Source organism: Pseudomonas cremoris (assembly GCF_014230465.1).
Window position 1 is genome coordinate 233001 of sequence record NZ_JAAXCY010000005.1, and the last position, 13822, is coordinate 246822.

General features: G+C 58.0%; 16 protein-coding genes and 1 pseudogene. 4 read left to right on the forward strand and 13 right to left on the reverse strand.

Features of this window, described 5'->3' with window-relative positions:
• Positions 1–297: 297 nt before the first annotated feature.
• Both HF257_RS14130 and HF257_RS14135 read right to left on the reverse strand, forming a co-directional pair.
• On the reverse strand, positions 298–1011 hold the full coding sequence (locus tag HF257_RS14130; RefSeq protein WP_185706505.1) for a DUF4225 domain-containing protein: 714 nt from the start codon (positions 1009–1011) through the stop codon (positions 298–300).
• Complete coding sequence (locus HF257_RS14135) at positions 1008–1493, reverse strand: Hcp family type VI secretion system effector (RefSeq protein ID WP_185706507.1); 486 nt, start codon at positions 1491–1493, stop codon at positions 1008–1010. The genes HF257_RS14130 and HF257_RS14135 overlap by 4 nt, the downstream gene beginning before the upstream one ends.
• 128 nt (positions 1494–1621) lie before the next feature.
• Between HF257_RS14135 and HF257_RS14140 the strand changes: the two are divergent.
• Positions 1622–1792 (forward strand): annotated as a pseudogene (locus HF257_RS14140) (CysS/YqeB C-terminal domain-containing protein); the annotation flags it as partial.
• Positions 1793–2191: 399 nt separating this feature from the next.
• Here the strand turns inward: HF257_RS14140 and HF257_RS14145 are convergent.
• From HF257_RS14145 to HF257_RS14160, 4 genes are all read right to left on the reverse strand, one after another.
• Complete coding sequence (locus HF257_RS14145; RefSeq protein WP_185706509.1) at positions 2192–2905, reverse strand: DUF4225 domain-containing protein; 714 nt, start codon at positions 2903–2905, stop codon at positions 2192–2194.
• Entirely contained in the window at positions 2902–3387 is a 486-nt protein-coding gene (locus HF257_RS14150) for an Hcp family type VI secretion system effector (RefSeq protein WP_185706511.1), read from the reverse strand. Before HF257_RS14150 ends, HF257_RS14145 begins: the two co-directional genes overlap by 4 nt.
• Before the next feature lie 141 nt (positions 3388–3528).
• On the reverse strand, positions 3529–4065 hold the full coding sequence (locus HF257_RS14155; protein WP_185706513.1) for a dihydrofolate reductase: 537 nt from the start codon (positions 4063–4065) through the stop codon (positions 3529–3531).
• Positions 4062–4619 carry a dihydrofolate reductase family protein gene (locus HF257_RS14160; protein ID WP_185706515.1) on the reverse strand — a complete coding sequence of 186 codons (558 nt, stop codon included), beginning with the start codon at positions 4617–4619 and terminating at the stop codon, positions 4062–4064. Before HF257_RS14160 ends, HF257_RS14155 begins: the two co-directional genes overlap by 4 nt.
• 95 nt (positions 4620–4714) lie before the next feature.
• Here HF257_RS14160 and HF257_RS14165 point away from each other — a divergent pair, with 95 nt between their 5' ends.
• Positions 4715–5173 (forward strand): HIT family protein, encoded by a 459-nt coding sequence (locus HF257_RS14165; RefSeq protein WP_185706517.1) that lies wholly within the window; start codon positions 4715–4717, stop codon positions 5171–5173.
• Positions 5174–5299: 126 nt separating this feature from the next.
• Here the strand turns inward: HF257_RS14165 and HF257_RS14170 are convergent, their stop codons facing one another.
• From HF257_RS14170 to HF257_RS14200, 7 genes are all read right to left on the reverse strand, one after another.
• On the reverse strand, positions 5300–5638 hold the full coding sequence (locus HF257_RS14170; protein WP_185706519.1) for a Na+/H+ antiporter subunit G: 339 nt from the start codon (positions 5636–5638) through the stop codon (positions 5300–5302).
• Positions 5635–5913: a K+/H+ antiporter subunit F gene (locus tag HF257_RS14175; protein ID WP_003211751.1), complete on the reverse strand. Its 279-nt coding sequence runs from the start codon at positions 5911–5913 to the stop codon at positions 5635–5637. Before HF257_RS14175 ends, HF257_RS14170 begins: the two co-directional genes overlap by 4 nt.
• Positions 5910–6398, reverse strand: coding sequence for a Na+/H+ antiporter subunit E (locus HF257_RS14180; protein ID WP_185706521.1), 489 nt, complete (start codon positions 6396–6398; stop codon positions 5910–5912). The genes HF257_RS14175 and HF257_RS14180 overlap by 4 nt, the downstream gene beginning before the upstream one ends.
• Complete coding sequence (locus HF257_RS14185; RefSeq protein WP_185706523.1) at positions 6395–8077, reverse strand: monovalent cation/H+ antiporter subunit D; 1683 nt, start codon at positions 8075–8077, stop codon at positions 6395–6397. Before HF257_RS14185 ends, HF257_RS14180 begins: the two co-directional genes overlap by 4 nt.
• Positions 8074–8418: a Na+/H+ antiporter subunit C gene (locus HF257_RS14190; RefSeq protein WP_003192163.1), complete on the reverse strand. Its 345-nt coding sequence runs from the start codon at positions 8416–8418 to the stop codon at positions 8074–8076. The genes HF257_RS14185 and HF257_RS14190 overlap by 4 nt, the downstream gene beginning before the upstream one ends.
• Entirely contained in the window at positions 8418–11339 is a 2922-nt protein-coding gene (locus HF257_RS14195; RefSeq protein WP_185706525.1) for a monovalent cation/H+ antiporter subunit A, read from the reverse strand. Before HF257_RS14195 ends, HF257_RS14190 begins: the two co-directional genes overlap by 1 nt.
• 298 nt (positions 11340–11637) lie before the next feature.
• The gene (locus HF257_RS14200; RefSeq protein WP_185706527.1) at positions 11638–12567 is read right to left on the reverse strand and encodes a DMT family transporter; all 930 of its coding nucleotides are present in this window, start codon (positions 12565–12567) and stop codon (positions 11638–11640) included.
• 92 nt (positions 12568–12659) lie between these two features.
• On the opposite strand from HF257_RS14200, the gene HF257_RS14205 reads away from it, so the two are divergent.
• The gene (locus HF257_RS14205; protein WP_185706529.1) at positions 12660–13223 is read left to right on the forward strand and encodes a helix-turn-helix domain-containing protein; all 564 of its coding nucleotides are present in this window, start codon (positions 12660–12662) and stop codon (positions 13221–13223) included.
• 121 nt (positions 13224–13344) lie between these two features.
• On the forward strand, positions 13345–13599 hold the full coding sequence (locus HF257_RS14210; protein ID WP_185706531.1) for a hypothetical protein: 255 nt from the start codon (positions 13345–13347) through the stop codon (positions 13597–13599).
• Positions 13600–13822: the final 223 nt, after the last annotated feature.

Genomic DNA, 13822 nt, shown 5'->3' on the forward strand with positions numbered 1-13822 from the left:
AGCGTTTCCACCACCAATTCAAATCATTCTTTACCGGAAGCGCCAGTGTGTGCAGGAAGAAACATACGAGCGCGAACCAACCGATTGACGGGTAGGTATCAATGAGTTCAGGGCAACTTCCAAAATAGATGTAGTTATCAAATTTAACAGCCTCCAAGAGTGTGACCATGAAAAATATATTTATTGCAAAACCTATGTAGAACTTAGTGTATCCGAGGTTTTTGCTGGAAAGGATTACTTTTGTGATATAAGCAAATAGCAGGCCCAGAATTGAAAATGCCGGAAAGGCCCATATAATCATTTCTTCAACTCTTGGTGTATTTGTCGGAGTGTCAGGGTGTCTACAGCCGCCTCAGTCGTCAATGAAATGGGATGCATGCTTTTATAGGCTCGAATACGGTCTGTATCGATGTATCTGAACAAACGCCAAGCGTCTGGCTTTAGTACACGCCTCGCAACGCTAAAGGCCGACAGTCCAATATCCACGGCACCATAGGCTATGTTCGCTTCTTGCTCACCGTGACCCAGGGCCGATGCTGCTGCCTGGTAAGCGTTACGAACAGGGCCGGAAGTATCCGATTGCCCTGTCATCAGATTAAGCCCACCCTCATATACGTTATTTGCGCCATGCGCCATCAGCGGCACCCCGGCAATAAGGCAGAGCGTGCCAACGGAGGCGTAGCAAATTCCAGCCCCCGTGGCCATTTGAAGTGCGCCAGCGACAACGCCTATTCCTTTTTGCCCGATTTCCATTGACTGATTCAGCAGACTACGTTGCTCGTTCTTTATCTCAATCAGCCCCTCTGCAACCGTCTTTTTCCCCTGCTCCACATCGCGAACGATACTGCGCGCGTAATACGCAACTTCCCGATTGAATATTGACCGTGTAATACCATCCTGCAGATGGCGCGCGCTGATGGTGCACGCTTGGCTTGTCAGTTTTCCCGCAGCTTGGCTGACTTCCCATAAGTCTTGAAACGTTGGGGCCTGGTTTTTGCTTTTCGATGTCATCGCCCGGCTTCCCATGAGCCATAACCACTGGTGCCCGCGAGATGATGGGTCCAGATGATCTCTCGATAACGAAGGGCCAGGTGCTCCTGCGCTTCTACATCGGTTAACAGGACAGCGTGCGGCACCTCGACCGTCAGGTTGGCGATGATGCAGCCCCTGATATCGACGGTGTAGTACTTCTCGCGCTGACCCGACTGCGACGTGCGATAAAAGTTAATCACGCAGTCCAGTTCTTCTCTGTTCGATAAAGCCACGGCCAATAAGGGCGATGATTTATCAATGTTTTTTGTGATGACCACCGGACCGTGGGTGGATGCCCTGACGTTGCCCGTATTGAGCATGTTGTGGTTATAGGACATCACCATGATTTCGTCTTTATGACCTTCTTGGCACTTATTGCCGATAGAGTCCTGGGTCGAACAGCCCGCCGAAATCAGGCCTTGGGATTGTCCTTTGATGGACATGTAGCCGTGGTATGCCATGGGGTAAACACTCTGAGTTGTCTGCCCCGAACATACGGAAAAAATGAAATAGGAAATATCGGACGCTTCGCCTTTTATAGTGCGAGTTGGATGTAGGAATGTTCGAGGTTTGCAGCTGGAGGTACGCAGGGCGTGTGGATGCGGCAGAAGTGGATGCGCTGATCCAGGCGCGTTTGGCTGCACGTACCAACAAGGACTGGGCGGAATCCGACCGACTCCGCGACCAACTCACCGCTATGGGCGTGGTGTTGGAAGACGGCAAGGGTGGGACGACGTGGCGGTTGGCTGATCAGGCTTGATCGGTACACGCTGAATAAAAAACGCCCCGACTGGTTTGGGGCGTTTTTTGTTTGTGAATTAGTGTGCTTTAAATCATCTTGATTTATAGCTTCTTCATCAAAACCACCATCTGATTTCCCATCTGACAGGTAATGCTCCTGCGTGAATAGGAATACAGAAAAAAGCAATCCATCCAATGAATGGGTAGTTGGAAATAAGATCTGGCTGGTGCCCGAGTAAAAGGAATTGATGTTGTTCGATCATGCCTAAGTATGTGATCGCAAAAAAACCATTGAATGCTAGGCAGAGTGAGAACTTTGCGAAAAAGTATTGGGTCCCAGAAAAACGTATTTTGAGTGTGTATGCGCAAAGGACTCCCCATGTGGCGAATAACGGAAAAACCCAGACGAACCAAAGTATCAATTTTTCTCCTCTTTATACATTTGTTTTATCGTTTGAAAATCTGTGTAAGCTTCGACGCTCATCGTAGTTGGAGTCATCGTTCTATACGCTCGAATGTAATCAGTTGGGATGTATCTAAATAGGCGCCAAGCATCAGGCTTCAGCACGTGCCTCGCGGCACTGTAGACGGATAACCCAATATCCACTGCACCATAGGCTATGTTCGCTTCTCGCTCACCATGGCCCATGGCGGATGCTGCTGCCTGGTAGGCGTTGCGAACAGGGCCGGAAGCATCTGATTGCCCCGTCATCAGGTTACGCGCACCCTCGTATACGTTGTTTGCGCCATGCGCCATCAGCGGCACCCCGGCAATAAGGCAGAGCGTGCCAACGGAGGCGTAGCAAATTCCAGCACCTGTGGCCATTTGCAATGCACCTGCTACAACTCCAATGCCTTTACGGCCAATCTCCAGTGACTGATCCAGCAGGCTTTGCTGCTCGGCTTTTATCGCCACGAGCCCCTGTGCAACTGTCCTTTTTCCCTGCTCCACATCGCGAACGATACTGCGCGCGTAATACGCAACTTCCCGATTGAATATTGACCGTGTCATACCATCCTGCAGATGGCGCGCGCTGATGGTGCACGCTTGGCTTGTCAGTTTTCCCGCAGCTTGGCTGACTTCCCATAAGCCTTGAAACGTTGGGGCCTGGTTTTTGCTTTTCGATGTCATCGCCCGGCTTCCCATGAGCCATAACCACTGGTGCCCGCGAGATGATGGGTCCAGATGATCTCTCGATAACGAAGGGCCAGGTGCTCCTGCGCTTCTACATCGGTTAACAGGACAGCGTGCGGCACCTCGACCGTCAGGTTGGCGATGATGCAGCCCCTGATATCGACGGTGTAGTACTTCTCGCGCTGACCCGACGGTGACGTGCGATAAAAGTTAATTACGCAGTCCAGTTCTTCTCTGTTCGATAAAGCCACGGCCAATAAGGGCGATGATTTATCAATGTTTTTTGTGATGACCACCGGACCGTGGGTGGATGCCCTGACGTTGCCCGTATTGAGCATGTTGTGGTTATAGGACATCACCATGATTTCGTCTTTATGACCCTCTTGGCACTTATTGCCGATAGAGTCCTGGGTCGAACAGCCCGCCGAAATCAGGCCTTGGGATTGTCCTTTGATGGACATGTAGCCGTGGTATGCCATGGGGTAAACACTCTGAGTTGTCTGCCCCGAACATACGGAAAAAATGAAATAGGAAATATCGGACGCTTCGCTTTTTATAGTGCGAGTTGGATGTAGGAATGTTCGAGGTTTGCAGGTGGAAGTACGCAGGGCGCGCAGCTATCAACAGTTATGTGGATTCGCCTTTTCTACCGCGCGGCGCACGTAATCCACCCACTCATATTCAAGGCCTTGGTGTTCCCTGACGCCATGGCGGCGGACCTCGGTGAACTCGTTCTCAAAGCTGGGGAATTTGGCCTCACCTTCATGATCATCATTGAAGAGGGTGAGGTACAGCCTGTCCACCTGGCCTATCACCTGGTCATAAAGCTCCGGCCCGCCGCCGATATGAATCTCTTCGGGTGCAAAGGCTGCAGCACACGCCAGGGCCGAGGCTAACGACCGGCAGACAATCGCGTGCTCATGCCGATACGCAGGATTGCGCGACAGCACGATATTGGGCCGATCCACAAGCGGTCGCCCGCTAAGCGCAATCACCGACTCAAAGGTCTTGCGCCCCATGATCACCGGTTTGCCGATGGTCTTGGCAGCGAAACGGCGCATGTCATCGGGGACGTTGCGCAATAGCCCGCCGGCTTTGCCGATGGAGCGGTTGTGGCGGCCCATGCCGGCCACCAGTGCGAGGGGAATGCCAATCATGAAGTCACTGCCTTCGCAATGGCATAGCGGCTCTGCACAAAACCATTGTCCGACGCGTAGGTGCCGAGATGGCGAAGTTCATGCTCGCTGCCCACCTGGCTGAACAACGAAGTTCCTTCGCCCAGCAACACCGGAATACGCGTGATGATCAACTCGTTGATCAACCCCGCTTCAAGAAACGACTGCACCGTCTGCCCGCCGTCGATATACAGATGTTTCATGCCGCGCCCGGCCAACTGCTCGACCAGCGCGCTGACATCCGTCGCCCGTACTTCCACCTTGCCTTGCAAATGCGCGGGAATCTCCAGCGGTTGGTGAGACAACGCTATGACGGGCAAACCTTCATACGGCCACTCTGGAAACGACAGGACTTTCTCCAGGGTCTTGCGCCCCATGACCAACGTGTCGACGGTGGCGATGAAGCTTTCATACGTCACGCCGTTCAAGGCTGCAGTTTCGTATTCCGGGCGGTGAAGCCATTCGATGTCGCCGTCTGGTCGTGCAATGAAACCGTCAACGCTGGCTGCGATAAATACGGAACACTTGATATCCATGGCAGGCTGAAACTCCTTTTGTTTTGACGTGTGCCGAATCCTAGCTTTAGATGCTCTCCACGAGCAAACCCACGACTGAAATGGCAGTGATTAAAATGGATTGTATTTTCTGCAGCATTGTCCGCAAAACCTCCCCAGCCCACATCCTCTGGGAAGACGACCAGCACATGGCCTTCCTCTCGATCTTCCCCAATACCCCCGGTTTCAGCGTGGTGATCCCCAAGCAGCATTACGGCAGTTATGCGTTTGCGCAGTCGGATGAAGTGCTTGCGGATCTCATCGTGGCGACCAAGAAGACTGCGCTGCTGATCGACCGGGCGTTTGCCGATGTGGCGCGCACGGGGATGATGCTGGAAGGCTATGGCGTGGATCACCTGCATGCGAAGTTGTTTCCCATGCATGGCACGGGCTCGGACAGTACGTTCAAGCCGCTGAGTTCGAAGGTGGACAAGTTTTTTGAGGCGTATGAAGGCTATATCTCGTCCCACGATCATGTGCGGGCGGATGATGCCGAGTTGGCGGAATTGGCAGCGCGAATCCGATCCTTCACCTAGCGCAAAGCCAAATGTGGGAGCGGGCTTGCTCGCGAATGCGGTGTGTCAGTCAAAGATATATTCACTGATACACCGCCTTCGCGAGCAAGCCCGCTCCCACATTTTGAACTGTGTTTGCCTGAGTAATCAGCGGCGGCTGCTGACCTCGGCCGGTACATCATCATCCGCCATGCGCTTGCGGAACAACGCCGTACGCGCCAGCAGCAACGTGGTCACCGGCACGGTGATCGACAGCAAAATCGGGATCAACCAGCCGTGCAACACCGGCCCGGACTTGAGCACCGAGAAATACACAATCGACGCCAACGCCACGCACCATGCCCCCAACGTCGAGGCCAGTGCCGGCGGGTGCATGCGCTGGAAGAAGTCCTTCATGCGCAGCAATCCAATTGCGCCAATCAACGCAAACACGCTACTCAGTACCAACAGCACCGCCACGATCACTTCCACCCATAACGGCATCATTCAATCACCTCGCCACGCAGCAGGAATTTCGCCAGGGCAAACGAGCCCACAAAACCGAACAGCGCAATCAGCAGCGCCGCTTCAAAGTAGGTATCACTGGCATATCGAATGCCCAGCACCAGCATCATCAGCATCGCCAAGATGTACAGGTAGTCCAGCGCCAGTACCCGGTCCTGGGCCGACGGGCCTTTGAACAGGCGCACCAGGGTCAATACCATGGCCAGGGAGAACAGGAACAGGCTGAACAGGATCGCATTGGAGAGCAGGGCACTCATTCGAAGATCTCCATCAAGGGCCGCTCGTAGGTGGTCTTGAAGTGCTCGATAAACGGCGCTTCATCCTCCAGGTCGAACACGTGCAAGAGCAAAATGCTGCGGTCCAGCGCCAGTTCCGACCAGATGGTGCCAGGCACCACCGTGGTAATCATCGACAGCGCGGCAAGGCCGTTGGCGTCGCGCAGGTCCAGGGGGATTTTGATAAAGCGCGAGCGCGGCGGGCGTGAGCCGCAGGTCAGCACGCCCCAGGCCACTTGCAGGTTGGAGACGATCACGTCGCGGCCCACCAGGAAAAACAGGCGGATGATCACCCCAGGACGGCGGATGCGGATCGGCAACGGGCGCAGCGGCGCCATCAGCAGCGGCGCCAGAAAACCCAGCAGCGCGCCCAGCAACAGGTTGCCGAGGCTTACCGACAGGTTCAGCACCAGCCATAACAACCACAACGCCAACGACAACCATGGGGCAGGGAACAGGCGCTTCATGGTTGCACCTCCAGCGCGGCGGCCTTGGCTTCAGGGCTCGGCACGGGACGTGTGGCCATCACCGCCATCACGTAGTGTTCCGGGTTGTTCAGGCTGACGGCGGTGTCCTGGGTGTAGCGCATCAGCGGTTCGGCCTTGAAGGTCAGCAAGATGCTCAGGCCCAGCAGGAAGAAAATCGGTACGCACTCGTAGCGGCGCAGCAGTGGCGAAGGGCGCTCTTCCGGGGTCCAGAAGCGTTGGATGCCGAGGCGGGCGAAGGCGATCAGCGAGGCGAGGCCGGAGAGGATCAGCAGCGCCACAAGGCCCCACGCAGCAGGGCGAATCGGTGCGTCAACGCTGACCCCTAGGCCCAGCGGATTGACCAGCGCACTCAACAAGCTGAGTTTGCCGATAAACCCGGACAGCGGCGGCATGCCGATGATCAGCAGGGCGCAGGCGATAAAGCTCAAGCCCAGGAATGCCATGGTCCAGGGAATCACCTGGCCAACCACCGCCTGTTGCTCATCGTCGAGGTTCACGCCAGGACGCGGATGCAGGGATTCCATGGCTTTAGGCAGCGCATCGATTTCTTCGTCCAGCGGCAGGTCGTTGGCCGAACGCGAACGCTCGATCAATTCAGCCAGCAGGAACAGCGCACTCAATGCCAGGGTCGAACTGACCAGATAGAACAGTGCGCCAGCGGTCAGGCTGGGTTGAGCAAAACCCACGGCCGACAGCAGAATCCCCGCCGACACCAAGATGCTCAAGCTGGCCATGCGCTCTAGCCGCTGCGCCGCCACCATCGCCAACCCGGCGCAGATGATCGTCGCCATGCCGCCATACACCAGCCAGTCGCCGCCAAACAGTGCCGACGCACCGGCCTGTCCGGAGAACAACAGCGTCCACAGGCGCAACACGGTGTACACACCGACCTTGGTCATGATCGCAAACATCGCCGCCACCGGCGCACTGGCCGAGGAATAGGCGGGCGCCAGCCAGAAGTTCAGCGGCCACATGCCGGCCTTGGCCAGGAACGCCGTGGCAAGAATCGCCGCCCCGGCATGCAACAGGCCGCGATCGGCTTCCGGCACCAATGGGATTTTCAACGCGAGGTCAGCGAAATTCAGGGTGCCGGTAACGCCGTAGATCATTGCCGCGCCAATCAGGAACAGCGACGACGCCAACAGGTTGATCGCAATGTAGTGCAACCCCGCCGACACCCGTGCGCGGCCCGAGCCGTGCAACATCAAGCCATACGACGCTGCCAGCAGCACCTCGAAGAACACGAACAGGTTGAACAGGTCCGCGGTAAGGAATGCGCCGTACAGGCCCATCATCTGCACTTGGAACAACGCGTGGAAACTGGTGCCCGCGCGGTCCCAGCGGGCCATGGCGAACAGCAGCGCGCTCACGCCGATGATTCCGGTGAGCACCAGCATCAGCGCCGACAGTTGGTCCACCACCAGCACAATGCCGAACGGCACCTGCCAGTTTCCCGGCAGGTACACGCCAATCGAACCGGGGCCGCCTTTTTGCGTCCAGTACAGCAGCAACACCGCGATGCCCAGGCCGATCAGGCTGGAGACCAGGTTGATCTTGGCCTTCAACGGCCGACGTTTTTCGCCGAGCATCAGCATCAACGCGGCGGTCAGTAGCGGCAGCAGGATCGGCGCGACGATCAGTTGATTCATCCACGTCATTCCTTGGGCTCCCGGCCGTCTACATGGTCCGTGCCGGTCAAGCCCCGGGAGGCGAGCAGCACCACCAGGAACAAGGCGGTCATGGCGAAGCTGATCACGATCGCCGTGAGCACGAGGGCCTGGGGCAGGGGATCGGTGTAGTTGAGCAGGTCTTGCGGTACGCCGTCCTTGATGATCGGCTCCTTGCCGATAAACAGGCTACCCATGCTGAAAATGAACAGGTTGACCCCGTACGACAACAGGCACAGGCCCATCACCACCTGGAATGTCCGTGGCCGCAGGATCAACCACACGCCGGAGGCCGCGAGGACCCCAATGGCGATTGCGATGACTTCTTCCATCAGGCGGCTCCTTCTGTTGCGGCAACCACTTTGGCCTGGTTGCTCGGTTTATGCGCGCGTACCGACTGGTGACCGAGGGCGGTGAGCATCAGCAGCGTCGAGCCGACGACCATGGCGTATACGCCGACGTCGAAGAACAAGGCGCTGGCGACATGAATATCCCCCAGCAGCGGCAGGCTGAAATGCCAGGTGTGTGTGGTGAGGAACGGGTAACCGGCAAACAGCGCACCGAGACCGGTAAGGGTCGCCGAGAACAGGCCGAAGCCCATCCAGCGCATCGGACGCAAGCTCATCTGCGCCTCGACCCACTGCGTGCCCGCCACCATGTATTGCAGGATGAATGCTACGGACATCACCAGGCCGGCGACAAAACCGCCGCCGGGTTGGTTGTGGCCGCGCATGAACAGGTAGAACGACACCACCAGCGCAATCGGCAGCAGCAGGCGCACCAGCACCGCCGGCACCATCATGAAGCCCAGGGCGGTGTCGCTGGCCTGGCGCGGGTTGACCAGGTCGGTGGCCACGTCCGGCGCCAGTTGGCGCTGTTGGGCGGGCAGTTGCATGCTTTCTTTCGACGGGCGGAAGCGACGCAGCAGGGCGTACACCGTCAGCGCTACGGCGCCGAGTACGGTGATTTCGCCCAAGGTGTCGAAGCCCCGGAAGTCCACCAGCATCACGTTCACCACATTGCTGCCGCCGCCTTCGGGCAGCGCGCGGCTGAGGTAGAACGAGGAGATATCGTTGGGCGTCTGGCGCGTCAGCATCGCGTAGGACAGCAGCGCCATGCCGCCGCCCACCACGGTGGACAGCAGGAAGTCGCGCAGGCGGCGGATGCGCGCCTTGCGCAAGGAGCTTGGCAGTGGCGAAACTTCTTCGATCCGTCGTGGCAGCCAGCGTAGGCCCAGCAGGATCAGCACGGTGGTCACGACTTCCACGACCAGTTGCGTCAGCGCCAGGTCCGGCGCCGAGAACCACACGAAGGTGATGCAGGTCATCAGGCCGCACACGCTGACCATGGTCAGGGCCGCCAGTCGGTGGTATTTGGCTTGCCAAGCGGCGCCCAGGGCGCAGGCAATCGCCAGCAGCCACAGGGTCACGAACACGATGGAACCCGGGATTTTCGGCCGGTCGCCCCAGCTGAGGCCGCTGTGCAACATCGGGATCACACCGGCGACCACCGCCGCCAGCACCAGCAGAAACAGCTGGGTTTGCAGGCGCTTGGTGCTGATGCGTTTTTCGATCTTGCGCACGCCGCGCATCATCACCACCAGGCAGCGCTCAAAACCACGCTTGCCGTTGAAGTAGCTGATCAGGGGCGGGTATTTGAAGCGGCCACGCTTGAGTTGCTTGCGCAGGATCAAATACAGCACCACGCCGCAGCTCATGGCCACCAGGCTCATGATCATCGGCGCATTCCAGCCGTGCCAGATCGCCAGGCTGTATTGCGGCAGCACGCCGCCTACGACCGGCAGGGCGGCAGCGGCCAGGATCGAACCAACGACCTGCGCCGGAAAAATCCCTACCAGCAGGCAGGTAAATACCAGCAACTCCACCGGTGCGCGCATCCAGCGTGGCGGCTCGTGGGGCGTGTGTGGCAGGTTGGTGGCGGTGGGGCCGAAGAACACATCCACGGTAAAGCGCAGGGCGTAGACGACACTGAAGGTACCCGCGACGGTCGCGATCACCGGCAGGGCGAATTCCACCCAGGCCGTCGACGAGATAAACACGGTCTCGGCAAAGAACATCTCTTTGGACAGGAAGCCATTGAGCAACGGCACGCCGGCCATGGACGCACTGGCAACCATCGCCAGCGTAGCGGTAAACGGGATAAGGCGAACCAGGCCGCTGAGCTTGCGGATGTCCCGGGTGCCGCTTTCGTGGTCGATGATCCCCGCCGCCATGAACAGCGAAGCCTTGAAGGTGGCGTGGTTGAGGATGTGGAACACCGCGGCGACGGCGGCCAACGGGCTGTTGAGGCCCAGCAGCAAGGTAATCAAGCCCAGATGGCTGATGGTGGAATAGGCCAGGAGGCCCTTGAGGTCGTTCTGAAAGATTGCGCAGTACGCGCCGAGGAGCAGGGTAATGGCGCCGGCACCGCCGACGATGTAGAACCATTCTTCGCTGCCGGACAGCGACGGCCACAGGCGGGCCAGCAGGAACACGCCGGCCTTCACCATCGTCGCCGAGTGCAGGTATGCCGAAACCGGCGTCGGTGCCGCCATCGCGTGGGGCAGCCAGAAGTGGAAGGGGAATTGCGCGCTTTTGCTCAAGGCGCCGATCAGCACCAGGGCCAGCATGACCGGGTACAACGAATGCGCGCGAATCTGATCGCCCGCCGCCAGTACCAGGTCCAGGTCGTAGCTGCCGACGATATGCCCCAGCAGCATCACGCCCGCCAACAGGCACAAGCCGCCCGCGCCGGTGACCATCAACGCCATATAAGCGCCACGTCGCGCATCGGCGCGGTGGTGCCAATAACCGATCAACAGGAACGAGAACAGGCTGGTCAGTTCCCAGAAGAACACGATCTGGATCAGGTTGCCGGAGATCACCAACCCGAGCATGGCGCCCATGAAGGCCAGGAAAAACGCAAAGAAGCGCGGCACCGGGTCGTCCGGCGACATGTAGTAGCGCGCATACAGCGACACCAGCGTGCCGATGCCCAGCACCAGCATCGAGAACAGCCAGGCAAAACCGTCCATGCGCAGCACGAAGTTCAACCCAAGGCTGGGCAACCACATGAATTCTTCGCGGATCACGCCACCGTGGGCGATCTGGGGGTAGAGCAGGGCGACTTGAATGGTGCCGACCAGGGCCACAAGGCCGGCCAACAGGGATTCGGTGTTACGTGCATTGTGCGGCAGCAAGGCCGCCAGACAGCTGCCGAGGAACGGCAGAAGCAGTAGAACTATCAGGGACATAGGCTTCTAATCTGCGGGAGTTTGGGATGCATCATACGTGCCGCTTTCTCGATCACCAAACGGCAAGATGTGGCAGGATCCTACAAGGTAGGCTGAAAACTCCCATTACGCACTGATACACCGTACCCAATGTTGGAATGCAATCGTTGTAGTGAGCGGGCTTGCCCCGCGCTGGGTGGCGAAGCCGCCCTAAACCCGGACAACTCGGTTTGCCTGAAAGAATGCAGTGACTGGATTGGGGCGGCTTCGCCACCCAGCGCGGGGCAAGCCCGCTCACTACAAGGTGTGTTGATGGGTCTTACCCCACACGCTCCTGTTCCACGTCACTCTCCAACTCAGCCGCCTTCTGCCCCTTGGTTTTCATCTCACTCACGATCACCGCCGCCACTATCAACACCGCCCCCAGCATCGCAATCGGCGGGAAGCGCTCCCCGGCAATCCGTCCCACCACCCCAGCCCACACCGGCTCACCGGCATAAATCAACGTGGCCCGCGTTGGCGAAACACTCTGCTGTGCCCAGTTCATCGCCACCTGGATCACTGCACTGGTCAGGCCCAGGCCTACCGCGCTGAACAGCAGCAACCACGAAAAGCCCGGCAGCGCCTCGCCCATCGGCACCACCATCATGAACGACAGCACCGACGCCGTGGCCAGTTGCACCACGGTCACCCGGCGTACGTCCACTTGGCCGGCAAAGGCGCCGATCAGGATGATCTCGGCGGCAATCGCTATCGCACCGATCAACGTAGCAATCTCACCGGGGCTGAAATTCAGCGAAGCGCCCGCAGGCCCCGTCAACAGCATCAACCCGGTAAACGCCAGCATGATGCCAATGCTCGGCATCAACCCCGGGCGACGGCCCAGCACCAGCCATTGCAGCAGCGGCACGAACGGCACATATAAAGCCGTGATAAACGCCGACTGGCTGCTGAGGATGGTCTGTAAGCCAATAGTTTGCAGGCCGTAGCCAAACATGATCGCCACGCCGATAAACACCCCGGCCTTGAACTCGAACAGGGTCAGGTCGCGCAGGGTGCGTAAGGAAAAGAACCCCACCACAATCGCCGCCGCCGCAAAGCGCAGGCCCACGAAAAACATCGGGCCGCTGACGGTCATGGCGTGCTGCACCAGCAAAAAGGTGCCGCCCCAGATCATGGTGATAAACACCAGGATGCATTCGGCTTTGCTGAAACGGTTGAAACGCGAGGGGGATTTGGGGGCAGTCATGGCGGCTCGGTCTTGCAAGGGAAAGGTACGGACCGCACAATGCGCCGCACGCTGGGCAGTATACTGCGCACACCCACCCATTGAGCAATATAGTGCACAAAGAAAATCCACACCGGGCCTCGGTCCTGCAACACGTCAGCCAGAACGTGCGTCGCCTGCGCCACGCCGCCGACATGAGCCAGACCGCGCTCTCGGAAAAATCCGGAGTCAGCCGGCGCATGCTGGTAGCCATCGAGGCGGGGGAGAAGAACGTCAGCCTGTCCACCTTGGACCGGGTGGCCGAAGCGTTGGACGTGGCCTTCAGCGACCTGATCCAGGCCCCGGACGTGCGCGACCACAGCCGCATCAACGAGTTGGCCTGGGCCGGTGAAATCGTGGGCAGCAAGGCGGTGTTGCTGGCCAAGGCCACGGCACGGCGCGAAGTGGAACTGTGGGAGTGGCGCCTGGAACCCGGTGATCGCTACTGCCCCGACCCGGACCTTGAAGGCTGGAGCGAGCAGCTGTTTGTGTTCGAGGGCCGCCTGACCTTGGTGGTGGCAGGCGTAGAGAACGCTATCGGCGCTGGCGAGTTCTTTATGTTCGCCAGTCACCAGCAGCACACCTATCGCAATGACGGTGATGTGGCGGTGCGGTTTATCCGCAACGTGGTGATTTGATTTCTGACTGTCAATGTTGACAGGTTTCCAGCACCCCTCTTTTTGATATGGTCGTTCTGCCGGTAGATGCGCTCATCACCTTCCGACTTTCGTGCCTTAACTATCTGCGTGGGGTGTTGAAATGAATATTTTTGTCCCTAAAATCAATTCAAAGTACAAAGCCGAATTTCAGCCACCTACGGTCAAGCCGTTAGATGAGTACGGGCATGTCAGGCGCGCTGACATCGATTCCGGGCTCGCCAAAATTGTCATCGATCCTCAGTTTCTTGAAGGTGACCATGTCAACTACCGCCAAGTGTCTTCGGCCGGCACATGGTTTGGGCAGCTCATCGTCAAGGATCCTACCAGCCCCTTGAAGTGGCGGTGTACAAATTAGTCAGCACCACCATGACCCTTATGTATTCTGTACAGCGTTCTGATGGCACCGCAGTGGGAAAATCGTCAACTTCGACTTATCAAATCGTTCCACGACGCAGGCATAAATGAGGGTAAGTGTTGGTTGGGTAACAGTGTTTCAACAAGATGTTTGATATGAGATTTAATGATGGGCGATCTCTTTGTATCACTCAAAGAGCAGCTTATTGCACCGTCTATTCAGC